This is a genomic window from Nocardioides sp. T5, assembly GCF_048161455.1.
GTDB lineage: Bacteria > Actinomycetota > Actinomycetes > Propionibacteriales > Nocardioidaceae > Nocardioides.
The window spans coordinates 2,058,306-2,079,695 of the sequence record NZ_CP182415.1 but is presented as its reverse complement, the minus strand read 5'-3'; the positions used below and the strand labels follow the sequence as shown (position 1 = coordinate 2,079,695).

Genomic DNA, 21,390 nt, shown 5'->3' with positions numbered 1-21,390 from the left:
CCGTCACATGGATCACACGAGTGCGTGTCGCCGGCGGCCACCCCTGGGGGGGCAAATAGTCCACCCTCCCTTCCCAATGTCGGACGTCCTACTTATGGTGAGCCGGGTCACTCGGGCGACTCTGGTTCCGAGTGCGACTCGGAAATCGGAGGAATGAGAGTGAAGCTCCTCAACAGAGGACTTGCACTCGCGGTCGTGGGGGCTGGCTTTGCCGCGCTCCCGACGATCGGCGTGCAGGCAGCACCGGCCGCACAGGCCGACCCCAACGGCGTAGCCGCCATGGCCGACCGGGCCAGTGGTGACGTCGCCGTCACGCGCGAGGAGGCCACCAAGAAGGTCGGCTTCATCCGCGTCAAGGGCGACGGAGACCTGCTCCCGTCCGTCGAGGGCAACTCCCTCGCCGCGGCGACCAGCAAGGCCGACGCCTACCTCGACCGCTACGCCGCCAACTTCGGCGCGCGGCCGGGCGAGCTCGTCCGCAGCGAGGTCACGAAGTCGGCGGCCGGCTGGACCGCGACCTACACCCAGTCCTACCAGGGTGTCGACGTCTTCGGCTCGATGCTGCGCGTGCAGGTCGACCGCGAGGGCGACCTGACCTCGGTCAACGGCTACGCCGCCCCCGACCTCTCGCTGTCGGTCGACCCGCGCATCAGCGCGAGCGACGCCGGCAAGCGCGCGGTGGGCCTGGTCCGCGAGGACCCGCCGGCCCACGACGGCGAGACCGCCGACCTGACCGGCATCGAGCCCCAGGACACCGAGCTGGTCGTCTACCGCATGGGCGCGACCCGCGGCGAGGCCGGCGAGGCCGTGCTCGCCTACCAGGTCGAGGTCACCAACGACAAGAACGTCCGCGACGCCGTCTTCATCGACGCGCAGACCGGCAAGGCGCTCAACCGCTGGTCGATGGTGCACGACGCCCTCAGCCGCGAGCTCTACGAGGCCACCGGCACCCCGCAGTCGCCGTCCCTGACGCGCGTGTGGAAGGAGGGCGACCCGTTCCCGGGCACCCTCAACAACGACCAGCAGAACCTCGTCAACTCCGCCGGTGAGTCCTACTGGCTCTACGAGAACGCGTTCGGTCGCGACTCCTACGACGGCAGCGGCGCCATCATGCGCACGGTCAACAACGACCCGCGGATCAGCTGCCCCAACGCCAACTGGAACGGCGTGACGACCAACTACTGCAACGGCGTCACCTCCGACGACGTGGTCTCCCACGAGTGGGGCCACGCCTACACCGAGTACACCTCCGGCCTGATCTACCAGTACCAGTCCGGTGCCCTCAACGAGTCCTACTCCGACGTGTGGGGCGAGACGCTCGACCTGATCAACGGTCGTGAGGACGAGGGCGAGAACTTCCAGGCCAAGCGCACCGTGGGCGACTGCGACAAGACCGCGCCTCCCGGCCTCGACATGCGCATCACGGCCCCGGCAAGCCTCGCCGGTCCGTGCGCCGCGGTGGCCGCGACGGGCGCCAAGCCGTTCCCGACCACCGAGATCACCGCTGAGGTCGTCGTCGCGCGCGACGCCGCCAACACGACCGGTCCCACCACCACCGACGGCTGCACCGCGTTCACCAACGCCACCGCCGTGTCGGGCAAGTGGGCCTACGTCGACCGCGGCACGTGCCCCTTCGCCACGAAGGTGGCCAACGCCAAGACCGCCGGCGCCACCGGCATCGTGATCGGCAACAACAACGTCGACCCGCCGGCCGGCTTCTCGGGTGACCCCGCGCTCTACGGCGTGATGGTCTCCCAGGCCGACGGTGCCAAGTTCAAGAGCACGGCCAACCCCGTCAGCGTCGCGGTCAAGGCAGAGGACACGTCCTCGCGCCCCGACACCACCCGCTGGCTCATGGGCGAGAAGTCCACGGCCTTCGGCGGCGCGATCCGCGACATGTGGAACCCCACCTGCTACGGCGACCCGGGCAAGGTGACCGACGCCGAGTACAAGTGCGACCCGACCGGCGCCGACGCCGGTGGCGTGCACAGCAACTCGGGCGTGCCCAACCACGCCTACGCGCTGGTCGTCGACGGTGGCACCGACAACGGCCAGACCGTGACCGGCCTCGGTCTCGACAAGGCCGCTGCCATCTGGTGGCGCGCCCAGACCGCCTACCTCACGCCGCAGTCCAACTTCATCGACGCGGCCAACGCGTTCGAGCAGTCCTGCGTCGACCTGGTCGGCCAGCCGATCAACAAGCTGACCACCCAGCCCGACGCCGCGCCCGTGGCAGCCACCCCGATCGCCGCGGGTGACTGCGCCTCGGTCGAGGCCGCAACGGCCGCGACCGAGATGCGCACCGAGCCGGTGAAGTGCAACTTCACGGCCCTGCTCGCCAAGGACGCTCCCGCCACCTGTGGCGAGGGCTTCACCGAGGACGTGCTGTGGAGCGAGGACTTCGAGGACGGCCTGACCGGCTGGACCACCAGCAACGAGGTGGTCTTCGAAGGCGGCATCCACAAGCCCTGGAAGTCGGTGGACTCGGCCCCGGCCGGCACCGGCGACCCGCACGCCAGCAAGGTGGCCTTCGGTCCCGCTCCCGCCGAGGGCCAGTGCGTCAACGGCCCGGGCGACTTCTCCAGCCGCGACTCGATCGCGAGCCCGGTCGTGCAGCTGCCCGACAGCCTGCGCTCGGCCAAGCTCACCTTCGAGCACTACGTCGCCACGGAGATCGGCTATGACGGCGGCAACGTGAAGATGAGCATCAACGGTGGCCCGTTCACGGCCATCCCGGCGGCTGCCTACCTCTACAACGAGCCGACCACGCTCACCGGTCCTGCCACCAACACCAACCCGCTCGCGGGTGAGCCCGGCTTCACGGGCACCGACGGTGGCCAGACCAAGGGCAGCTGGGGCGAGTCGCAGGTCGACATCGCCGCGACCGGCGCCGAGCCGGGCGACACCGTGCAGCTTCGCTTCGACATCGGGCGCGACGGCTGTGGCGGCAACGAGGGCTGGTACGTCGACAACGTGCAGATCGTCGACTGCAAGCTCGTCAGCGCGACCGAGGCGGTGCACCGTCCGGAGCCGTCCACCTTCGGCACCGCGTCGACCGCCGAGGTCACCGTGAAGCGTGCCGGTTCCGTCGGCGGTGCCCCGGAGGGCACCGTGGCCGTGACCGACGCCAAGGGCAAGGAGCTGGGCTCGGCCACCCTCGCGGACGGCAAGGCCTCGGTCGCCCTGCCGGCCGACCTGCCGGTGGGCACCCACTCGCTGACCGCCACCTACGAGGGCAGCGGCTCGCTGGCCACGTCCACGGCGACGTTCACCGCGACGGTCGTCGCGGCCACCACGACGCCGCCGGCACCGGAGATGGAGCCCTCGCGGACGATCGCCAAGGTGTCGCCCAAGAAGCCGCGCTTCAAGAGCGACTTCACCGTCATCGGCAAGGTCCGGACCAAGGGCGACCTCGTCCCGAGGAGCAAGGTCGTCTTCCGCATCGACGGCAAGAAGGTCGGCACCCGGAAGCTCGACGACGGGCGGGCGGTGATGACGGTCCGCAAGAACTACCGGCCCGGCAAGCACAAGCTCGTGGTCATCTACAAGGGCTCCAAGCTGATCGAGGGCAGCAAGGACAAGCTGACCTTCCGCATCAAGCGCCGCTGACCGAGGTCATCGGCTAGCACCACCTGCAGCACGCGAGGGCCCCGGCGGATCTCCGCCGGGGCCCTCGTGCTGTCCGACCACCGACAGACGAGGCTGTCCTCAGACGAGGCTGCCCAGCCAGGGCAGCACCACGAGCAGCGTCGGCAGCGCCAGGATGCCCGCGGCCAGCACGGCCACGGCTGCTGCCTGCCAGGGGTGCGAGCGCGGGTCGCCCAGCACCTCCGCCCGGGCGGCGAGCGACGGTCCCGTCGATCCGAGCGACCCGGCCGGCGCGGGCGAGCCCGCCAGCGTGACGAGGGCCGACAGGAGGGCCCGCCGATCGCCGCCGCGACAGGCCGCCCGGTCGGCGAGCACCTCGACCAGCACCTCCACCTCGCGACGCGCGGAGGCGCTGGCGACCCAGCGCGGGAACGCCAGGTGGAGCACCGTGAACGCCTCCAGCACGAGGTCGTGACGGGCACGCAGGTGGGACCGTTCGTGCCCGAGGACCGCGTCGAGCTCGGCCGGGGCCAGGCGGGTGAGGGTCGAGCGCGAGACGACGATGCGCGCGCCGTTCATGCCCGGCACGCAGTAGGCCACCGGTACGTCGTGGTCGAGGACGGACACTCCCCCGTCGAGCCGTGCCACCAGGTCGACGCGCTCGCGGTGGAGCCGTCGCATCCGGCGCAGCGACGTGCCCGTGCGGTGCCCGCTCAGCAGCAGCCGGGCCAGCACCACGACGGTGATCGCCCCGGCCAGCGCAGCCACCACGACGTCGCCGGGTCCCGCCGCGCCCTGCCGGAGCCGTCCGGTCACCAGCGCGAGCCCGGCGCCGAGCGCTGCCAGGACCGCCGCCAGCGCCGTGCTCTGCCACAGCAGCATGGCTGCGGCCGGCGTACGACGGAGCCGGGTCCACCGCGAGAACGCCCACGGCAGCGGGCCGGCCAGCAGCACGGCGAGCGCGCCGAGGACGACAGGGGTCGGCATCGCGGCGACGGTCAGGACAGGTCGTCGAGGGCGCGACGCAGCGCGGCCAGGTCCTCGGCGCTGGCCTCCCCCACGAACGAGACCAGTGCCTGCTCGCGGTCACCACGCGTTCCCTCGAGCGCCTCGTGCATCAGCTCGGCGGTCATCGCGGCGCGGGTGAGCCGCGGCGCGTAGCGGAACGCGCGCCCGTCGCGCTGTCGTACGACGAGGTCCTTGCGCGCGAGCCGGTCGAGCACCGTCATCACGGTCGTGTAGGCCAGGTCGCGACCGGCGAGCCGGTCGTGCACCTCCCGGCCGCTGGCGCCGGGCGCGTCCGAGCCCTCCGAGCGGCCGGCGCGGCCGGACACGTCGAGGTCCCACAGCGCCTCGAGAACGGCCTGCTCCAGCTCTCCCATCCGGGACCTTGGACTCACGGATCAAGAGTCTAGAGGCCCTCACCGCTGAACTACGACACGGCGTAGTATCTACTACACTTTGTAGTAACTCCTTCGCCGAAAGGGCCCCATGGACGTCCTCGAGATCGCCCGTTGGCAGTTCGGGATCATCACCGTCTACCACTTCCTGTTCGTGCCGCTGACGATCGGGCTCACTGCTGTCATCGCCGGCCTGGAGACCGCCTGGGTGCGCACCGGCAAGGAGGACTACCTCCGGCTGACGAAGTTCTTCGGCAAGCTCTTCCTCATCAACTTCGCCATCGGCGTGGTGACCGGGATCGTGCAGGAGTTCCAGTTCGGGATGAACTGGTCGGACTACTCCCGCTTCGTCGGGGACGTCTTCGGCGCCCCGCTCGCGGTCGAGGGGCTCCTCGCGTTCTTCCTCGAGTCGACGTTCCTCGGCCTGTGGATCTTCGGGTGGGACAAGCTCCCCCGGGGCCTGCACGCGGGCTGCATGTGGCTGGTGCACCTCGGCACGCTCGCGTCGTCGTGGTTCATCCTGGCTGCCAACTCCTGGATGCAGCACCCGGTGGGCTACCGCTTCAACGCCGAGGCCGGCCGCGCGGAGCTCACCGACTTCTGGGCGGTGATGTTCAACAAGGTCCAGGTGGTGACGTTCCCGCACGTGATCTTCGCGGCGTACATGACCGCGGGCACCTTCCTGCTCGGGGTCTCGGCCTACCTCTACATGAAGAAGAAGCACGAGGCAGACCGCCCGATGTACCACCGCGCGATCCGCATCGGTGCGGTCGTCACGCTGCTCGCCGGGCTCGGCGTCGCGATCACCGGCGACCTGCAGGGCAAGGTGATGACCGAGGTCCAGCCGATGAAGATGGCGGCCGCTGAGGGCCTCTACGAGACCAGCGACAGCTGCGCCCCCTTCTCCGTGTTCACCGTCGGCACCCCGGACGGCAAGGAGGAGAAGTTCGCCGTCACCGTCCCGTGCCTGCTCTCGTTCCTCGGCACCGGGTCCTTCGACGGCACCGTCGAGGGCATCAACCCGCTGCGTGAGGAGTACGCCGAGACCTACGGCTCCGACCCGACCTCCAAGGCCTTCACCGAGGGCGACTACACCCCGGTGATCCCGGTGACCTACTGGTCGTTCCGCTTCATGATGGGCCTCGGCTTCTTCGCCGCGGCCGGTGCGGCGCTCATCCTGTGGTTGACCCGCAAGGGGCGTACGCCCGGCGTCCGCTGGCTCGGCGTCCTGGGCCTCAGCCTCCCGATCGCGACGACGCTGGCGTCGTCGTGGGGCTGGATCTTCACCGAGATGGGCCGGCAGCCCTGGGTCGTCTTCGGCCTGATGACCACCGAGTCCGGCGTCTCGCCCGGCGTCTCGGTCTTCGAGGCCGCCACGTCCCTCATCGTGCTCACCGCGCTCTACGCCGTGCTCGCGGTGATCGAGGTCAAGCTCCTCGTCACCTACATCAAGAAGGGCGCCGATCCCTACGAGGAGCCGCCCCGCGTCAAGGTCGGCGGCTCCGACGACGAGGACGCCCCGCTCACCTTCGCCTACTGACCCGCCTGCTGGATGACGAGAGAGACACCATGGAACTGACCACCGTCTGGTTCGCCCTGATCGCCGTGCTGTGGGTCGGCTACTTCTGCCTGGAGGGATTCGACTTCGGCGTCGGGATGCTGCTGCCCGTGCTCGCCCGCGACGAGACCGAGCGCCGCGTCATGATCAACACGATCGGCCCGGTGTGGGACGGCAACGAGGTCTGGGTGCTGGTCGCGGGCGGTGCGACCTTCGCCGCCTTCCCCGAGTGGTACGCCACCTTGTTCAGCGGGTTCTACCTCCCCCTCCTGCTGATCCTCGTCGCCCTCATCGTGCGCGGGCTCGCCTTCGAGTACCGCCACAAGCGCGGGCACGACACCTGGAAGGGACGGTGGGACCTCGCGATCATCTGGGGCTCGTTCGTGCCGGCCCTGCTCTGGGGCGTCGCCTTCGCCAACATCGTCGCCGGCGTGCCGATCGACGCCGACAAGGAGTTCACCGGCACGCTCTTCACGCTGCTCAACCCCTACGGCCTGCTCGGCGGTCTCGTCACGTTGACGCTCTTCGCCACGCACGGCGCGATGTTCGTCGCGCTCAAGACCGACGGCGACATCCGCCACCGCGCCCGTGACCTGGCCGTCCGGATCGGCGCCGTGGCGGCGCTGCTGGCCGTGGTCTTCCTGGTCTGGAGCCAGCTGAAGACCGGCACCGCCGTCTCCGCGGTCGTGTTCGTCGTGGCCGCGCTCGCGCTCGTCGGCGGGCTGCTCGCCGCGATGGGCGGGCGCGAGGGCTGGGCGTTCGTGGGCACCTTCGTCACCATCGCCCTCGCCGTCATCGGCCTGTTCGTGGCGTTGTTCCCCGACGTGATGCCCTCGTCCACGGACCCGGCGTACTCCCTCACGACGACGAACGCCGCCGCGACGGCGTACACCCTCAAGGTGATGACGTGGGTCGCGGTCGTCTTCACCCCGATCGTGCTCGGCTACCAGGCGTGGACCTACTGGGTGTTCCGCCGGCGGATCGCCGTGCACCACATCCCCACGGCCGAGCTGGCCGAGACCCCGGCGTCGTGAAGCCGCTCGACCCGGCGGCGCTCCCCCACCTCCGCCCCGCCCGCGGCGCCTTGTCGCTGGTGGTATCGAGCGGGGTCGTCGGCGGCCTGGCGACGGTGGCGCAGGCTTTCGCCCTCGGCGCCCTCGTGGTCGCCGCGGTCACCCCGCCGGCCGGTGGCTGGCACGGCCCCGCGTGGGCGTTCGCCGGTCTGGTGCTGCTGCGGACCGCGGCGGCGTACGTCGGTCAGCGGGCGGCGGCCCGTGCAGCGGGCGAGGTCTCCGGGGCGCTGCGCCAGCGGCTGCTGGACGCGGCTCGCCGGAGCGACGACCTGCCGCCGGCCCGCCTGGTGGTGCTGGCCACCCGCGGTGTCGCCGGGGTCGAGCCCTACGTCACGCGCTACCTCCCCGCCCTGGTGCCCGCGGCGGTCCTCCCCTCGTCACGCTGGCCGCGATCGCCTGGCTCGACCCGCTCTCCGGCCTCGTGGTCGCGTTGACGCTGCCGCTGGTGCCGGTCTTCGCCGTGCTCGTCGGCCTCACCACCCGCGAGCGAGCCCGCACGCAGTGGCGCGAGCTCGAGGCGCTCTCGGGGCACTTCCTCGACGTGGTGCGCGGGCTGCCGACCTTGGTCGCCCACCGGCGCGCCGCGGCGCAGGTGGAGACCATCCGGTCGGTGACCCACCGCTACCGTCGCGCCACCGTCGAGACCCTGAAGGTCGCCTTCGCGTCCTCGTCGGTGCTGGACTCGTCGCGACGCTGTCCGTCGCGCTGGTCGCGGTGACGGTCGGCCTGCGGCTGGCCTCGGGCAGCGTCGGCTTCGAGGTCGCGCTCACCGTCCTGCTGCTTGCCCCCGAGGCCTACTGGCCGCTGCGCCGCGTCGGCGCCGAGTTCCACGCGGCGGCCGAGGGCACGGCCGCGCTCGCCGACGCCGACGACCTGCTGGCGCGGGCAGGGACCCGAGGGGCTGGCACGGCCCTCCCCACCTCCACCGGCCTGGTGCTGTCGGGGCTCGAGATCGGCCATGCCCCGGGGCCCGCCCTCACCCGCCCGCTCGACCTCGAGCTTCCCGACCGCGGCCTCGTCGCGATCGCGGGTCCCTCCGGGTCCGGCAAGTCCACACTGCTCGCCACCCTCCGCGGGGGCTGCGGCCGCTGGCCGGGGACGTCCGCGTCGGCGGCACGCCGCTCGACGACCTCGACCCGGGGTGGTGGCGCAGCCTGGTCGGCTGGGCGCCCCAGCGGCCGTGGCTGCTGGCCGACACGATCGCTGCCAACGTCCGGCTCGCTCGCCCCTCGGCCGGCGACGACGAGGTGTGGGAGGCGCTGCGCAGCGTCGGCCTCGACGACGTCGTCCGCGCCCTCCCCAGGGTCTCGACACGCCGCTCGGTGAGGACGGCGCCGGCCTGTCCGCGGGCCAGCGGGCCCGCGTCGCCCTGGCGCGGGTCGTGCTCGCCGGTCGACCGGTCGTGCTCCTCGACGAGCCCAGCGCCCACCTCGACGAGGAGACCGAGCAGGTCCTGCTCGACACCCTCGCGCTGCTGGCCCGACGCAGCCTGGTGGTCGTGGTGGCCCACCGGCCGGCCGTGCTCGCCGCCGCGGACCGGGTGGTCGAGCTGTCCCCGGCGCCGGTGCCCGCGAGGGTGACGGCTCCCGGCACCGACCCGGCCGAGCCGGAGGTCGTACGCCGCCGCCCGACGGCGGCCCCGGAGGTCGTCGGTGCCGAGCCGGATGACGCGGGTCGGCCCCGCTGGGGCATGCGGACCGCCACCGTGCTCGGGGCGCTGTCCACCGCGTCCGGCGTGGCCCTCACCGCCACCGCAGGCTGGCTGATCACCCGGGCCAGCGAGCAGCCCCCGTCCTCTACCTGATGGTCGCCATCGTCGGGGTCCGTCTCTTCGGTCTCGCGCGCCCGGTGCTGCGGCACGCCGAGCGCGTGCTCAGCCACGACGTCGTGCTGCGGGAGGCTGGCCGAACGGCGGGCGCAGGTGTTCGCCGACCTCGTCCCGCTGGTGCCGGGCCGCCTCGGTCCGCGCCGCGGCGACCTGCTCACCGGTGTCGTCGACGACGTGGACGCCCTGCTCGACGACCGGCTCCGGGTGCGCCAGCCGCTCGTCACCGCGGCACTCGTCGGCGCGGGTGCCGCCGTGCTCACCGCCCTCGTCGCGCCGCTCGCGGGGCGGTCGTGCTGCTGGTCACCGCCGCCGGCGGGCTCGCGTTCGTCCTCGCCCGCCGCGGTGCCGCTGCCGCCGAACCGCTGCTGGTCGCCCACCGGGCCCGGCTCGGGACCCGGGTGGAGGAGCTCGCCCACGGCCTGCGCGAGGCTCGAGCAGTGGGGCGCCACGGACCGGGCCCTCACCGCCGTCCGCGCGGAGTCGACCGCGCTCGCCCGGGCCGTACGCCGCTCCTCCCGCGCCGTCGCCGCGGGCGCTGCCCTGACGAGCGCCGCGGCCGGTCTGGGGTGGTCGCCGTCGCGGCCCTCGTCGACCTGTCGGCCACCTCACCCGCGCGCCTGGCCCTGCTGCTGCTCGTGCCGCTCGCCCTCGCCGACGCCGTCGGCGGGCTCGCCGACGCCGGAGCCCTGTCGGTGCGGGCCCGTGCGGCGCGCGAGCGCCTGGACCGGCTCACCGCCACTCCCCGGCAGTGGCCGACCCCACCTCGCCCGAGCCCGTGCCGGCCGCCCACGACGTCGTGGTGCGCGAGGCCGAGCTCGGGTGGACCGAGCGTCCGGTGCTCGCGCTCGACCACCTCGTCCTGCGGCCCGGCGAGCACCTGGGTGTCACCGGGCCGTCGGGCTCGGGGAAGTCGACCCTCGCCGCCAGCCTGGTGCGCTTCATCGACCCGGTCCGGGGCGAGGTCCTGCTGGGCGGGACCGACCTGCGCCGGCTCGCGCTCGACGACGTACGCCGCCGGGTGGGCCTGGTGGACGACGACCCCCACGTCTTCGCCTCGACCGTCGCGGAGAACGTCCGCCTGGCGCGGCCGGACGCCGACGACGAGGAGGTCCTCGACGCCTTGCAGCGGGCCCGCCTCGGGGCATGGGTGGACGCGCTCCCCGCCGGCATCCACACCCACGTCGGCGCCGGCCGGCGGGACGTGTCCGGGGGTGAGCGCGCCCGGCTCGCCCTGGCGCGCTCGCTGCTCGCGGACCCGCCGGTGCTCGTGCTCGACGAGCCGACCGCCCACCTCGACGGACCCACCGCGCGGGCCGTCGCACACGAGATGCTCGGCTCGGCGGGACGTGCCGGGCGGTCGATCCTGTGGATCACCCACGGCACGGTCGGGCTCGACGAGATGGACCGTGTGGTGCACCTCGAGGCGGGGTCCGCCTCGCTCAGTCGGCCTGCTCTCGCAGCGAGCGCAGCGGGAGCGTGAAGGTGAACGTGCTCCCCTGACCCAGCTCGGAGGACACCTTCAGCGTCCCACCGTGCGACTCCGCGATCCGTTGCGCGATCGGCAGGCCGAGGCCGGTGCCGGGCACCGACAGCGCGTTGGGGTTGGTGGAGCGGTGGAAGGCCGAGAACACGTTCTGCTGGTCGGTCACCGAGATGCCGAGGCCGGTGTCGGTGACGTGCACGCTGACCTCGTCGTCCCCGACCGTCATCGCCACCGACACCGAGCCGTCCTCGGGGGTGTACTTGACGGCGTTGTCGACCATGTTGTCGATCACCCGGGCGAGCTCCTCGGGGTCGCCGAAGACGATCACCGGAGCCGGTCCCGGGCGGTCGAAGTGGAGCCGCACCCCTGCCTGCTTGGCGCGGATGTCGAGCAGGTCGACGCTGGCCTCGCACAGCTCGGAGAGGTCGACCGCGCGCCGCACGGTCTCGCGCCGGCCCTGGATGCGGGAGTAGTGCAGCAGGTTGGCGACCAGGTTGTTGAGCCGGCCGGCGTTGCGGATGATCGCGTCGATCGAGGCGAGGTCGGGGTGCCGGTCGGCGATCAGCTCGGCATGTCCGAGGATCGCGGTGAGGGGCGTCTTGAGCTCGTGGGAGATGGTCGCGATGAGCTCGCTGCGGTAGCGCGCGAGCTCGCGCAGCTCCTGCACGAGGCGTTGCTCGGTCTCCAGCACGCGCGAGGCGCGCACGGTCTGGGCGAGCAGTCGGCACACCTCGAGCACCGCGTCGGCCTCATTGGCCGTCACGGTGCGGGCGTGGCGGGCGAAGCCGAGCACGAGGTAGCCGACCAGGTCGTCCTGCGAGACGAGCGGGGAGACCAGCGCGCGGTCAACCCGCATGCCGCGCATCAGCTCCTGCATCCGGGCGGCGCTGCGGGGCAGCTGCGGTGACGACGGGTCGTCGACGCCGAGCTCGATGAGGACGGGGAGGTCCTCGAGCCGCGTGAGGTCCTCGCGGATCTCGGGGACGTCGTGCTCGGAGGTGAAGGTGTACGGCGTCCCGACGCCGAGCTGGCTGCCCTGGGCGTCGCTGGGGAAGGTGCGCACGACCGTCTGGACGGTGCCGAGCGACTCCGCGACGGCGACCACGGCGGCGCCGAGCGCCTGGGACAGGTTCTGCGCGGTGGCGGCGCCGGCGACCGTGGTGAGCATGCGGTCCAGGCGCACGCGGTCGGTGAGGCGCTCGCGCTCGCGGGCGTTGGACAGCGCCACGCCGGCCTGCACGGCGAACATCTCGAGCAGCTCGCGGTCGGCCTCGTCAGGCACCCTGCCGTCGGCCGGCAGGTCGACGGCCATGTTGCCGAGGAGCTCACCGCCCGCCGAGTAGAGCGGCGCGTAGAGGGCGTGCTCGGGGTGCCACGCGTCCGGGTCGCCGGTGGGCTGGAACTCCGGGATCCACGCCGCCTGCAGCCGCGCCGCCGACATCCGGCCGGCCGGCACGAAGCGGAGGATCCCCCACTTGTCGGCCTCGCGGAACTCGTCGAGGATCTGCTCGGCCGGGGTGCGGCGGTGGAGGATCTGCGCGACCACGTCGGGCGGACCGGCCACGTGGGTCATCACGAGCGTGTCGCCCTCGAGGCGGGCGATCGCCGCGACGCCGTAGCCCAGCACGTCGACGACACCGTGCGCGATCTCCTCGAGGATCACCTCGGTGTCGGTGGAGGAGTTGACGCGGCGCATCAGCTCCGCCAGCCGGCTCAGCGCGCCCTGGCTGCGCGGCATGTCCACCTCCCCACCCAGGCCTGCCGGCCCCGCTGATGCGGGTCGAGCCGGTCCCGCGTCGATGCTAGGGCCGTCAGGCCTCGATCACCACAGGAATGATCATCGGACGGCGACGGTGGGCGCGGTTGACCCAGCGCCCGACCACCCGTCGGATGGTCTGCTGCAGCTGGTAGCTGTCGTTGGTGCCCTCGGCGACGGCAGCGTCGATGGCGTCGATGATCGGCTGGCGGATGTCGTCGAAGGTGGACTCGTCCTCCGCGAAGCCGCGGGCATGGATCTCCGGGCCCGAGACGACCTTGCCGGTCACCGAGTCGACGACGACGATCACCGAGAGGAAGCCTTCCTCACCGAGGATCCGGCGGTCCTTCATCGAGGCCTCGGACACGTCGCCGATGGTGGTGCCGTCGACGAACACGTAGCCGACCTCGACCTTGCCGGTCACCTTGGCGACGCCGTCGACCAGGTCGACGACGACGCCGTCCTCGGCCAGGACGACGTTCTGCACGCCGGTGGCGCGGGCCAGGTCGGCGTTGGCGCGCATGTGGCGGACCTCGCCGTGCACCGGCATCACGTTGCGCGGCTTGACGATGTTGTAGCAGTAGAGCAGCTCGCCGGCGCTGGCGTGGCCGGAGACGTGGACGAGCGAGTTGCCCTTGTGCACGACGTTGGCGCCGAGGCGGGCGAGGCCGTTGATCACCCGGTAGACGGCGTTCTCGTTGCCGGGGATCAGCGAGCTGGCCAGGACGACGGTGTCGCCCTCCTCGAGGTGCACGAAGTGGTGGTTGTTCTGCGACATGCGGCTCAGCGCCGCCAGCGGCTCGCCCTGCGAGCCGGTCGAGATCAGCACCTGCTTGTGCGGCGGCAGGTCGGCGAGCTCCTTCGCCTCGACCATGACGCCCGGCGGGACGGTGAGGTAGCCGAGCTCCTGGGCGATGGCCATGTTGCGCACCATCGAGCGACCGACGTAGCCGACCTTGCGGCCGTGGGCGACGGCGGCGTCGAGCACCTGCTGGACGCGGTGCACGTGGGAGGCGAAGCAGGCCACGATGATCCGCTTCTCGCTCTTGGCGAAGACCCCGTCCAGCACCGGGGAGATGTCCTTCTCCGACGTCGTGAAGCCCGGCACCTCGGCGTTGGTGGAGTCGGTGAGGAACAGGTCGACGCCCTCGTCGCCGAGGCGGGCGAACTCGTTGAGGTCGGTGATGCGTCCGTCGAGCGGCAGCTGGTCCATCTTGAAGTCGCCGGTGTGCAGCACGACGCCGGCGCCGGTGCGGATGACGACAGCCAGTGCGTCGGGGATGGAGTGGTTGACCGCGACGAACTCCAGCACGAAGGGACCGAAGGTGATGGTCTGGCCCTCGGCCACCTCGTAGTGGACCGTCTCCTTGAGCCGGTGCTCGCGCAGCTTGGAGCCGAGCAGGGCGAGGGTCAGCTTGGAGCCGACGAGCGGGATGTCGCCGCGCTCGCGCAGCAGGTACGGCGTCGCGCCGATGTGGTCCTCGTGGCCGTGGGTCAGCACGAGCGCCTCGACGGCGTCGAGCCGGTCCCGGATCGGGTCGAAGTCGGGGAGGATCAGGTCCACGCCGGGGTGGTGGTCCTCGGGGAACAGCACGCCGCAGTCGACGATCAGCAGCCGGCCGTCGTACTCGAACACGGTCATGTTGCGGCCCACCTCGCCCAGTCCGCCGAGCGGGATGACCCGGAGGCCTCCGGCCGGGAGGGGGGCGGGCGCGCTCAGGTCGGGGTGGGGATGGCTCAAGGTATTCCTCGGGTTCGGGGGGTCAGGAGTTCAGATGAGGCCGGCGGCAGCCAGGCCCGTGCGGAGCGCTGCGACCTCGTGGTCGTCGAGCGCGACGAGCGGGCCGCGGACGCGGCGGTTGTCGAGCACACCGAGCAGCTCGAGGGCTGCCTTGGCGGTGGTGGCTCCGTAGTTGGGGACGCCCATCACGGCCTCGAAGGCCGGCAGGAGCGCCGTGTGGATGCGCAGGGCCTCGGCATGGTCACCGCGGACCCAGGCGTCGATCATCGACGCGAGCTGGTCGCCCGCGGCGTGCGCGACGACCGAGACCAGGCCGACCCCGCCGTAGGCGAGGTAGCCCAGGGTGGCGACATCGTCGCCGGAGTAGACGGCGTAGCCCATGTCCACGAGCTGTGCCGTGCGCGGCAGCAGGCCGGAGGCCTCCTTGACCGACGTGACGTGGTCGTAGCGGCGCATCGCCTCGTAGGTGTCGAGCTCGATGAGGCTCGCCGTGCGACCGGGGACGTCGTAGAGCATGACCGGCAGCTCGGTCGCCTCGGCGACGGACGTGAAGTGGTGGCGCAGCCCGACCTGGCCGGGCTTGTTGTAGTAGGGGCTGACCAGCAGCACCCCGTCGACACCGATCTTCTCCGCCTGGCGGGCCAGCTCGACCGAGTGCGCGGTCGCGTTGGTGCCGACGCCTGCGATGACCGTGGCGCGGTCGCCGACCGCGTCCTGGACCGCCCGCAGGATCTCGCCGTCCTCGGCGACGGACGTGGTGGGGCTCTCCCCCGTCGTGCCGCTGACCACGACGCCGTCGTTGCCGTGGGCGACCAGGTGCGCGGCGATCCGCGCCGTGCCGTCGAGGTCGACGCTGCCGTCCTCGTGGAACGCGGTGGCCATCGCCGTGAGGAGGCGGCCGAACGGGACTGCAACACTCACGCGCGTACTCGCTTCGCTCCGTGCGCGCGTGAGGCACGTGCCGCACTGCACCGTTCGACTCGCTCGCTCCGCTCGCTCATGGTCGAAGGTTATCGCCCCTCCTCCGTCACGCCGTGGTCGCCGAGCCGCGAGCCGGTGTCGGACGGGTGGTCTACGGTCACGGCATGGCGTACGACGAGGAGCTGGCGCGGCGCATCCACGACGTCCTCAACGGGGAGCCGGGGCTGACCTCGAAGAAGATGTTCGGCGGGCTCGGCTTCATGCTCGACGGCCACATGGCGGTCGCGGCCGCCAGCGACGGCTCCCTCATGGTGCGCGCCGACCCGGCCGACGCCGAGGACTGGGTCGACGGCTCGTCGGTGGCCCCGATGGAGATGCGCGGGCGCCCGATGACCGGGTGGCTGCTCGTCGCTGCCGACGCGCTCGCCGACGACGACCGGCTGCAGCTCTGGGTCGGCCGTGGGGTCGCCTTCGTGCGGACGCTGCCCCCGAAGTAACCGGTTGCCGGCGCCGCACCGATGGCGTTGGCTGGCGCGGTGACGCTGCCCCTGGACCTGCCCGCGCACCTGACCGCCGCTGACTGCGCCCGCGTCTCGGCCCTCGCCGAACGCAATCTCGCCGCGCACGGCGACGGCCTCCTGGGTCTCGTGCTGTCGGGGTCCGCCGGCCGTGGCATGGCCACCGAGCGGTCCGACCTCGACGTCTTCGTCGTGCTGGGCGACGAGGCAGCCGCCGAGAGGACCACGGCGCACTCGTCGGACGTGGACGAGATCCCCTGGTCGCGGTCCGAGCTCGACGCGCCCGGAGCCTTCGGCACGGAGGACTGGTGGCACCGCTGGTCCTGCGCATGGGCGCCGGTCGTGCTCGACCGCACGGGCGGCGCGATCGTCACCGCGCTACGACGCCAGGCGACCCTGACGCCCGAGGAGGCCGACGCGGTCCTCATCGACCACGACCGGCTCGACGGCTGGGTCAACTTCGCCTACCGCGCCCTCAAGAGCGGCCGCGACGGGCGCCCGCTCGAGACCCGCCTCGACGCAGCCGAGTCGGTGCCGTGGCTGCTCGACGTGGTCTTCGCGATCGCCGGCCGGGTGCGCCCCTACAACAAGTACCTCGCCTGGGAGCTGCGGACGCACCCGCTCGAGGAGTGGCCCGCCGACGACCTGCTCGGACTCGTCCAGCGCACGCTCGAGGGTGACGTCGACGCGGTGCGCGAGACCTTCGTCCGGGTCCGCGCGGCGTGCTCGACGTACGACGCCTCGCGCGGGCACTCCCGCACCACCGACATGATCGCGGGCTGGGGCGACGAGCTCCGGCTCTTCGAGGTCCGCCCCGGCTGAGGCCGGCTCAGACCTCGCCGGCCGTCGCCCGCAGCACCGGCAGCACGTGGTGCTCGAGCATCGGCGCCAGGTCGTCGGGGTGGTCGTCCAGCGGGGTCCAGCGGACCTCCGCGATCTCGGCGGACGCGACCGGCTCGGCGTCGGACTCGACCCAGAACACCGTCGAGTGGAGGGTGTGGCCCGGCTCGTTGGCGGCCTCCGAGTGGAACTCGCCCAGCAGCGTGGCCGACCCGATCTCGAGCCCGACCTCCTCGTAGGTCTCCCGCAGCGCCGCGTCCTGCGCCGACTCCCCCGGCTCGAGCTTGCCGCCGACCAGCATGAACCGCTCGGTCCCCCGCTTGCGCACCGTCAGCACGTGTCCGTCCCGCACCAGGGCGACCGCCGCCACGACGATGTGCCGGTCACGGGCGACGTCCATGGGGCCGAGCATCGCAGGTTGCCCCGGACAGCACGCAGCCACCCTGACCGGGGCTTACCCGCGGGTGGCTGCGTGATGCTGCTCGCTGGTCCGTCAGCCGCCTCTCGGCGAAGGGCCGCTCGTAGCGGCAAGTGGTGAGGCCCGGGGGCTTGATGCGGAGCCAGCTGTCCGGTCCAACGAGGGCCCGGCCGAGTTCATTCCCACACGTCTGTGGCAGCTCTCGGCGGGCGCATCGGCCGGCCGAGGTGGCTGGGGAACCGTCGGGTCTGCGACGTGCCCCGCGGACGACCCGACGGTTCCCCACGGCTCTTCGGACCGCGTACGTCAGACGGATCCGCAGCCATGGGTGCGAGTTCGTATGACGCAGGCGGCGGAGGAGGCGCAGGGCGTGACCGCGCGGCCGCTCAGCCCAGCGCGCGGCGTACGGCGTCGAGCGCCTCGGCGTCGTCGACCCCGAGCGTCCGGACGACTGCGGCGTACGACGACGCGGCCTCGCGCAGCGACCGCTCGACGCCGGACCCGGCGACGAAGGGGCCGGCCCGCCCGCGGGTCTCGACGACGCAGAGGGCCTCGAGCTCCTTGTAGGCGCGGGCGACCGTGTTGGCGGCGAGGTCGAGCTCGGTCGCGAGCGAGCGCACGGGCGGCAGCCGGAAGCCGGGCTCCAGCTCACCGGCGTCGACCTGGGCACGGACCGCCTCCCGCACCTGCTCGAAGGGCGGGACGCCGGAGGTCGGGTCGACCGTGATCCTCACGCGGCGGGCTCCATCCGCTCGAGCCACACCCGCTCGTAGCCGTCGAAGGCCTCGCGTCGGGTCTCCACCCACTCGCCGGCGGGGAACTGCGGGTAGTGCACGTCGCCCTCGGGCTCGAGGTCGACCTCGGTCAGCACCTGGTGGGTGGCGTGGGGCAGCAGCGCGGCGTACACCTCACCACCCCCGGCGACCATCAGGTCCCCGGGCTGCGACCGCGCGAGGTCGAGCGCCTCCTCGACCGTGTGGGCGACCAGCACGCCGTCGTGGCTCCACCCGGCGTGGCGGGTCAGGACGATGGTCGTGCGCCCGGGCAGCGGCCGACCGATGGACTCGAAGGTGGTGCGTCCCATGAGAAGGGTGTGGCCCCAGGTGAGCTCCTTGAACTGTGCCTGCTCACCGGGGAGCCGCCACGGGATGTCGGGACCGTTGCCGATCACCCGGTTGCGGGCGTGGGCGGCGACGAGGACGACGCGCTGGTCGGGACGGAGCACGGGACCGACCCTACTGATGACGGTCCATGGGCCCTGTTCGCGGTGCCCGGCCACTGTCACGGTGGGAGGCACAACCCGACCCCTGGAGGCTCCGATGAGCACAGAGCACCCGACCTGCCCCGACTGCCACGCCCTCGTGGCCGACCTCACCGCCCACGAACGGTGGCACACGCGCCTGGTGGCCGACGTCGCGAAGGCGGTCAGCCAAGCACTCGAACGTCGCTAGACCGCGATGGGCGCCTTGATGCCCGGGTGGGGGTCGTAGCCCTCAACCGCGACGTGCTCGAGGTCGAACCCGTCGATCTCGGTGATCGTGGGGTCGAGCACGAGGCGCGGCAGCGGGCGGGGCTCGCGCGAGAGCTGCAGCCTCGCCTGCTCGACGTGGTTGAGGTAGAGGTGGGCGTCGCCCATGGTGTGCACGAAGTCGCCCACCTCGAGGCCGGTCACCTGCGCGACCATGTGGGTCAGCAGCGCGTAGGACGCGATGTTGAACGGCACGCCGAGGAAGGTGTCGGCCGAGCGCTGGTAGAGCTGGCACGAGAGCCGGCCCGGTCCGGACTCCGAGGGGGCGACGTAGAACTGGAAGAGCGTGTGGCACGGCGGGAGGGCCATGTCGTCCACGTCGGCGACGTTCCAGGCCGAGACGATGTGCCGCCGCGAGTCGGGGTTGGTGCGGATCCCCTCGACCAGCCGGGAGATCTGGTCGACGTGGCGGCCGTCGGGCGTCGGCCACGAGCGCCACTGGTAGCCGTAGACAGGACCGAGGTCGCCGTTCTCGTCGGCCCACTCGTCCCAGATGGTGATGCCGCGGTCCTGCAGCCACTTCACGTTGGTGTCGCCGCGGAGGAACCACAGCAGCTCACCGAAGACCGAGCGCGTGTGCACCTTCTTGGTGGTCACGAGCGGAAACCCCTCGGACAGGTCGAACCGCATCTGGTGGCCGAAGACGCTCAACGTGCCGGTGCCGGTGCGGTCGGTCTTCTCGACCCCCTCGTCGAGGATCCGCTGGAGGAGGTCGAGGTAGGCGCGCACGGGACGACTCTACGACCTCCCACGACCCTCCTACGTCCGCGGCACGCGCGCCTCGGCGACGACGCACACGACGTCGAAGGCGAGGTCCCCGTCCGGGTCCGCGCCGTCGCGCCACCGCGCGTCGAGGGCGTCGTACGCCGTCCGCACGCGGTCGCGCACGTCATCGGCCTGGTCGCGCCACAGCACGCCGAAGTTGCCGACCGAGGTCAACCCTGCCCACAGGTCGTCGGGGGCCACGCGCCACCGCCAGGCGTGCGTGCCGGCGTGGGTCACGGCGAGCCCGGCCTCCTCGAGGATACCGGCCAGTCCGTGGGGCGAGCGCTCGAAGTCGCGCTCCGCAGGCAGTCGCGGCGACGGGGTACGGGTGGCGCCGGCGGCGTCGAGCAGCTCGCTCCACATCACCGCCTGCGGCGGCGGGGTCGTGCCCCAGATCGTCGCGCGCACGGTGCCGCCCGGGGCCGCCACCCGCGCCAGCTCGCGCGCCCCGGCACGGGGGTCGTCCACGTGGTTGAGCACGAAGGACGCCGTCACGGTGTCGAACCCGTCGTCGGCCAGGGGCAGGACGGGCAGGCCCGCGACCGCGACGTCGGCGCCGAGGGCGGCCGACGCCAGCGCCGCCATCTCCGGGTCGGGCTCGACCCCGACCGCGTCGTGTCCCGCCTCGCGGGCGGCGTGCACCAGCGCACCCGTGCCGCACCCGACATCGAGCAGCCGCCCGCCGCGCGGCAGGTCGGCGAGCAGCACCGGGACGGCGCCGGCGCACAGGCCCGCGAAGCTGCGCGCGTAGGCCTGCGCCACGCCTGTCCAGAGTGCTTCGGCCACGAGGCGCGACCCTAGCGGCCGGAACCCGGCGGGTCAGCGCAACCGGACTGTCCCGCCGGCGACGACGGTGACAGGTTGCTCGCACGTCCACTCGGTCGGGCACACGACCACGGCGCGGCGCCCCGTCTCCGACTGCCGCAGCTCGTCCTGGGCGCCGGCACGGCGCGCGGAGTCGACCAGGTGGGCCCAGCCTCCGCCGGCCAGGGGAACGCTCTCCAACAGCACGTCGTACGGGCCGATCCCGCGGACAGGTGGCGGGATCGGGACCGCGTCGAGGGTGTCCGGCGCCTCGTTGACCGGCTCGACCTCACCTTCGGCGTCCACCCGTACGACCTCGCCGGACCGCAGCCGCGCCACCACCGCGGCATCGTCGGTGAAGTCGGCGACGAACGTCTCCACCTCGGGGAGCTCGACCACCACGTCCTGCAGGTGCAGCTCCCCCTCGGCGTACCAGGCGACGGGCAGCGGGTTCGCCTCCTCACGCACCGCCGGCGGGTCCGGGCGCGCGGCCCACCACCCCCACCCCGCAGCGAGCACGGCCACGAGCGCGAGGCCGATCACGCCTCGGCGCGCTCCCCGGCGACGACGCGCGGCGCGCAGCCGGTCCGCGCGCTCGAGCCACTCCCCGGCCCGTCGCGGGGGTCGCGCGGTCGTACGGCGTGGGGCACCGGCTCGCCCGGCCGACCGGCAGGTCCGCCCGGTCGCGCACCTCCGCCCACAGGGTGACGTCGACCTGCTCCTCGCGCACCCGGCGCTCCCACGACCGCCGGGCGGCCAGCAGCGCCTCGGCGACGGCGAGCCGCGCACGATCGCCCGGGACGCCCTCGTCCTCGAGGGCGCCGACGAGGTCGGGCCACCGCGCGTCGACGTACGTCGCGAAGTCCGACCGGTCCGACACGCCTCAGGCGCTCAGCGACATCGGGCCGTAGACCTGCCGGTCGTGCTCGAACAACGTCACCGCAGCCACGCCGTGCTCGGCCAGGTCGGCCCAGATCTCGCCCACCCACGACTCCGCGTCGCCCTGGTTGGCGAAGCGCTGGTCGGAGTGGCCCGCCACCTCGATGGCCTCGCCGGACGCGTCCTCCAGGCGCCACCACCACGGCCGCTCGGAGGCCGAGGGCTGGCGGAACGTCGGGGGCTGGCCGGGCAGCACGTCAGGACTCCTTCACCGAGGGGTCGACGAAGGG

The 21,390-nt window shown here is 72.6% G+C and carries 24 protein-coding genes; 11 read left to right on the top strand and 13 right to left on the bottom strand.

What is annotated here, in order from left to right:
- Window positions 1-159: 159 nt before the first annotated feature.
- Complete coding sequence (locus ACNKF0_RS10160; protein ID WP_416958033.1) at window positions 160-3,609, top strand: M4 family metallopeptidase; 3,450 nt, start codon at window positions 160-162, stop codon at window positions 3,607-3,609.
- Window positions 3,610-3,708: 99 nt separating this feature from the next.
- Here ACNKF0_RS10160 and ACNKF0_RS10155 read toward each other — a convergent pair whose 3' ends face one another.
- Together ACNKF0_RS10155 and ACNKF0_RS10150 are read right to left on the bottom strand one after the other, a co-directional pair.
- On the bottom strand, window positions 3,709-4,575 hold the full coding sequence (locus ACNKF0_RS10155; RefSeq protein ID WP_416958031.1) for a M56 family metallopeptidase: 867 nt from the start codon (window positions 4,573-4,575) through the stop codon (window positions 3,709-3,711).
- 11 nt (window positions 4,576-4,586) lie between these two features.
- The gene (locus tag ACNKF0_RS10150; protein ID WP_416958028.1) at window positions 4,587-4,988 is read right to left on the bottom strand and encodes a BlaI/MecI/CopY family transcriptional regulator; all 402 of its coding nucleotides are present in this window, start codon (window positions 4,986-4,988) and stop codon (window positions 4,587-4,589) included.
- 91 nt (window positions 4,989-5,079) lie between these two features.
- Here ACNKF0_RS10150 and ACNKF0_RS10145 point away from each other — a divergent pair, with 91 nt between their 5' ends.
- The 7 genes from ACNKF0_RS10145 to ACNKF0_RS10115 all read left to right on the top strand — a co-directional run bounded on the left by ACNKF0_RS10145 (window position 5,080) and on the right by ACNKF0_RS10115 (window position 10,927).
- Window positions 5,080-6,528, top strand: a complete 1,449-nt coding sequence (locus ACNKF0_RS10145; protein ID WP_416958026.1) for a cytochrome ubiquinol oxidase subunit I — start codon at window positions 5,080-5,082, stop codon at window positions 6,526-6,528.
- Window positions 6,529-6,557: 29 nt separating this feature from the next.
- Complete coding sequence (cydB, locus tag ACNKF0_RS10140) at window positions 6,558-7,580, top strand: cytochrome d ubiquinol oxidase subunit II (protein ID WP_416958024.1); 1,023 nt, start codon at window positions 6,558-6,560, stop codon at window positions 7,578-7,580.
- Complete coding sequence (locus ACNKF0_RS10135) at window positions 7,577-8,053, top strand: hypothetical protein (RefSeq protein ID WP_416958022.1); 477 nt, start codon at window positions 7,577-7,579, stop codon at window positions 8,051-8,053. The genes cydB and ACNKF0_RS10135 overlap by 4 nt, the downstream gene beginning before the upstream one ends.
- Complete coding sequence (locus ACNKF0_RS10130; RefSeq protein ID WP_416958020.1) at window positions 8,050-8,337, top strand: hypothetical protein; 288 nt, start codon at window positions 8,050-8,052, stop codon at window positions 8,335-8,337. The genes ACNKF0_RS10135 and ACNKF0_RS10130 overlap by 4 nt, the downstream gene beginning before the upstream one ends.
- Complete coding sequence (locus ACNKF0_RS10125) at window positions 8,334-8,945, top strand: hypothetical protein (RefSeq protein WP_416958018.1); 612 nt, start codon at window positions 8,334-8,336, stop codon at window positions 8,943-8,945. Before ACNKF0_RS10130 ends, ACNKF0_RS10125 begins: the two co-directional genes overlap by 4 nt.
- A gap of 55 nt (window positions 8,946-9,000) precedes the next feature.
- Window positions 9,001-9,423 (top strand): hypothetical protein, encoded by a 423-nt coding sequence (locus ACNKF0_RS10120; protein ID WP_416958667.1) that lies wholly within the window; start codon window positions 9,001-9,003, stop codon window positions 9,421-9,423.
- A 772-nt stretch (window positions 9,424-10,195) separates the two neighbouring features.
- Window positions 10,196-10,927, top strand: a complete 732-nt coding sequence (locus ACNKF0_RS10115) for an ATP-binding cassette domain-containing protein (protein WP_416958016.1) — start codon at window positions 10,196-10,198, stop codon at window positions 10,925-10,927.
- On the opposite strand, the gene ACNKF0_RS10110 is transcribed toward ACNKF0_RS10115, so the two are convergent.
- The 3 genes from ACNKF0_RS10110 to dapA all read right to left on the bottom strand — a co-directional run bounded on the left by ACNKF0_RS10110 (window position 10,887) and on the right by dapA (window position 15,348).
- Window positions 10,887-12,668 carry an ATP-binding protein gene (locus ACNKF0_RS10110; protein ID WP_416958015.1) on the bottom strand — a complete coding sequence of 594 codons (1,782 nt, stop codon included), beginning with the start codon at window positions 12,666-12,668 and terminating at the stop codon, window positions 10,887-10,889. The two genes, ACNKF0_RS10115 and ACNKF0_RS10110, sit on opposite strands and share 41 nt — an antisense overlap.
- Before the next feature lie 73 nt (window positions 12,669-12,741).
- Window positions 12,742-14,427, bottom strand: coding sequence for a ribonuclease J (locus ACNKF0_RS10105; RefSeq protein WP_416958013.1), 1,686 nt, complete (start codon window positions 14,425-14,427; stop codon window positions 12,742-12,744).
- A gap of 30 nt (window positions 14,428-14,457) precedes the next feature.
- The gene (gene dapA, locus ACNKF0_RS10100) at window positions 14,458-15,348 is read right to left on the bottom strand and encodes a 4-hydroxy-tetrahydrodipicolinate synthase (RefSeq protein ID WP_416958011.1); all 891 of its coding nucleotides are present in this window, start codon (window positions 15,346-15,348) and stop codon (window positions 14,458-14,460) included.
- Window positions 15,349-15,512: 164 nt separating this feature from the next.
- Here dapA and ACNKF0_RS10095 point away from each other — a divergent pair, with 164 nt between their 5' ends.
- A complete protein-coding gene (locus ACNKF0_RS10095) occupies window positions 15,513-15,845 on the top strand; it encodes a TfoX/Sxy family protein (protein WP_416958009.1) in 333 nt (110 codons plus the stop codon).
- Window positions 15,846-15,884: 39 nt separating this feature from the next.
- Window positions 15,885-16,688: a nucleotidyltransferase domain-containing protein gene (locus tag ACNKF0_RS10090; RefSeq protein ID WP_416958007.1), complete on the top strand. Its 804-nt coding sequence runs from the start codon at window positions 15,885-15,887 to the stop codon at window positions 16,686-16,688.
- Between the two features lie 7 nt (window positions 16,689-16,695).
- On the opposite strand, the gene ACNKF0_RS10085 is transcribed toward ACNKF0_RS10090, so the two are convergent.
- The 3 genes from ACNKF0_RS10085 to ACNKF0_RS10075 all read right to left on the bottom strand — a co-directional run bounded on the left by ACNKF0_RS10085 (window position 16,696) and on the right by ACNKF0_RS10075 (window position 18,349).
- A complete protein-coding gene (locus ACNKF0_RS10085) occupies window positions 16,696-17,106 on the bottom strand; it encodes an NUDIX hydrolase (protein WP_416958005.1) in 411 nt (136 codons plus the stop codon).
- Between the two features lie 404 nt (window positions 17,107-17,510).
- Window positions 17,511-17,858 (bottom strand): GntR family transcriptional regulator, encoded by a 348-nt coding sequence (locus ACNKF0_RS10080; protein WP_416958003.1) that lies wholly within the window; start codon window positions 17,856-17,858, stop codon window positions 17,511-17,513.
- Window positions 17,855-18,349 (bottom strand): dihydrofolate reductase, encoded by a 495-nt coding sequence (locus ACNKF0_RS10075; RefSeq protein WP_416958001.1) that lies wholly within the window; start codon window positions 18,347-18,349, stop codon window positions 17,855-17,857. Before ACNKF0_RS10075 ends, ACNKF0_RS10080 begins: the two co-directional genes overlap by 4 nt.
- Window positions 18,350-18,443: 94 nt before the next feature.
- Between ACNKF0_RS10075 and ACNKF0_RS10070 the strand changes: the two genes are divergently transcribed.
- Window positions 18,444-18,575, top strand: a complete 132-nt coding sequence (locus ACNKF0_RS10070; RefSeq protein WP_299930177.1) for a hypothetical protein — start codon at window positions 18,444-18,446, stop codon at window positions 18,573-18,575.
- Here the strand turns inward: ACNKF0_RS10070 and ACNKF0_RS10065 are convergent.
- The 5 genes from ACNKF0_RS10065 to ACNKF0_RS10045 are packed head-to-tail and all read right to left on the bottom strand — an operon-like array spanning window position 18,572 to window position 21,356.
- Window positions 18,572-19,381, bottom strand: a complete 810-nt coding sequence (locus ACNKF0_RS10065; protein WP_416957998.1) for a thymidylate synthase — start codon at window positions 19,379-19,381, stop codon at window positions 18,572-18,574. The genes ACNKF0_RS10070 and ACNKF0_RS10065 overlap by 4 nt on opposite strands.
- Window positions 19,382-19,411: 30 nt before the next feature.
- Entirely contained in the window at window positions 19,412-20,203 is a 792-nt protein-coding gene (locus tag ACNKF0_RS10060; protein ID WP_416957996.1) for a class I SAM-dependent methyltransferase, read from the bottom strand.
- A gap of 33 nt (window positions 20,204-20,236) precedes the next feature.
- A complete protein-coding gene (locus ACNKF0_RS10055; RefSeq protein ID WP_416957995.1) occupies window positions 20,237-20,689 on the bottom strand; it encodes a hypothetical protein in 453 nt (150 codons plus the stop codon).
- Window positions 20,682-21,101 (bottom strand): hypothetical protein, encoded by a 420-nt coding sequence (locus ACNKF0_RS10050; protein ID WP_416957993.1) that lies wholly within the window; start codon window positions 21,099-21,101, stop codon window positions 20,682-20,684. The genes ACNKF0_RS10055 and ACNKF0_RS10050 overlap by 8 nt, the downstream gene beginning before the upstream one ends.
- Before the next feature lie 3 nt (window positions 21,102-21,104).
- Window positions 21,105-21,356 carry a hypothetical protein gene (locus tag ACNKF0_RS10045; protein ID WP_416957991.1) on the bottom strand — a complete coding sequence of 84 codons (252 nt, stop codon included), beginning with the start codon at window positions 21,354-21,356 and terminating at the stop codon, window positions 21,105-21,107.
- Window positions 21,357-21,390 lie beyond the last annotated feature (34 nt).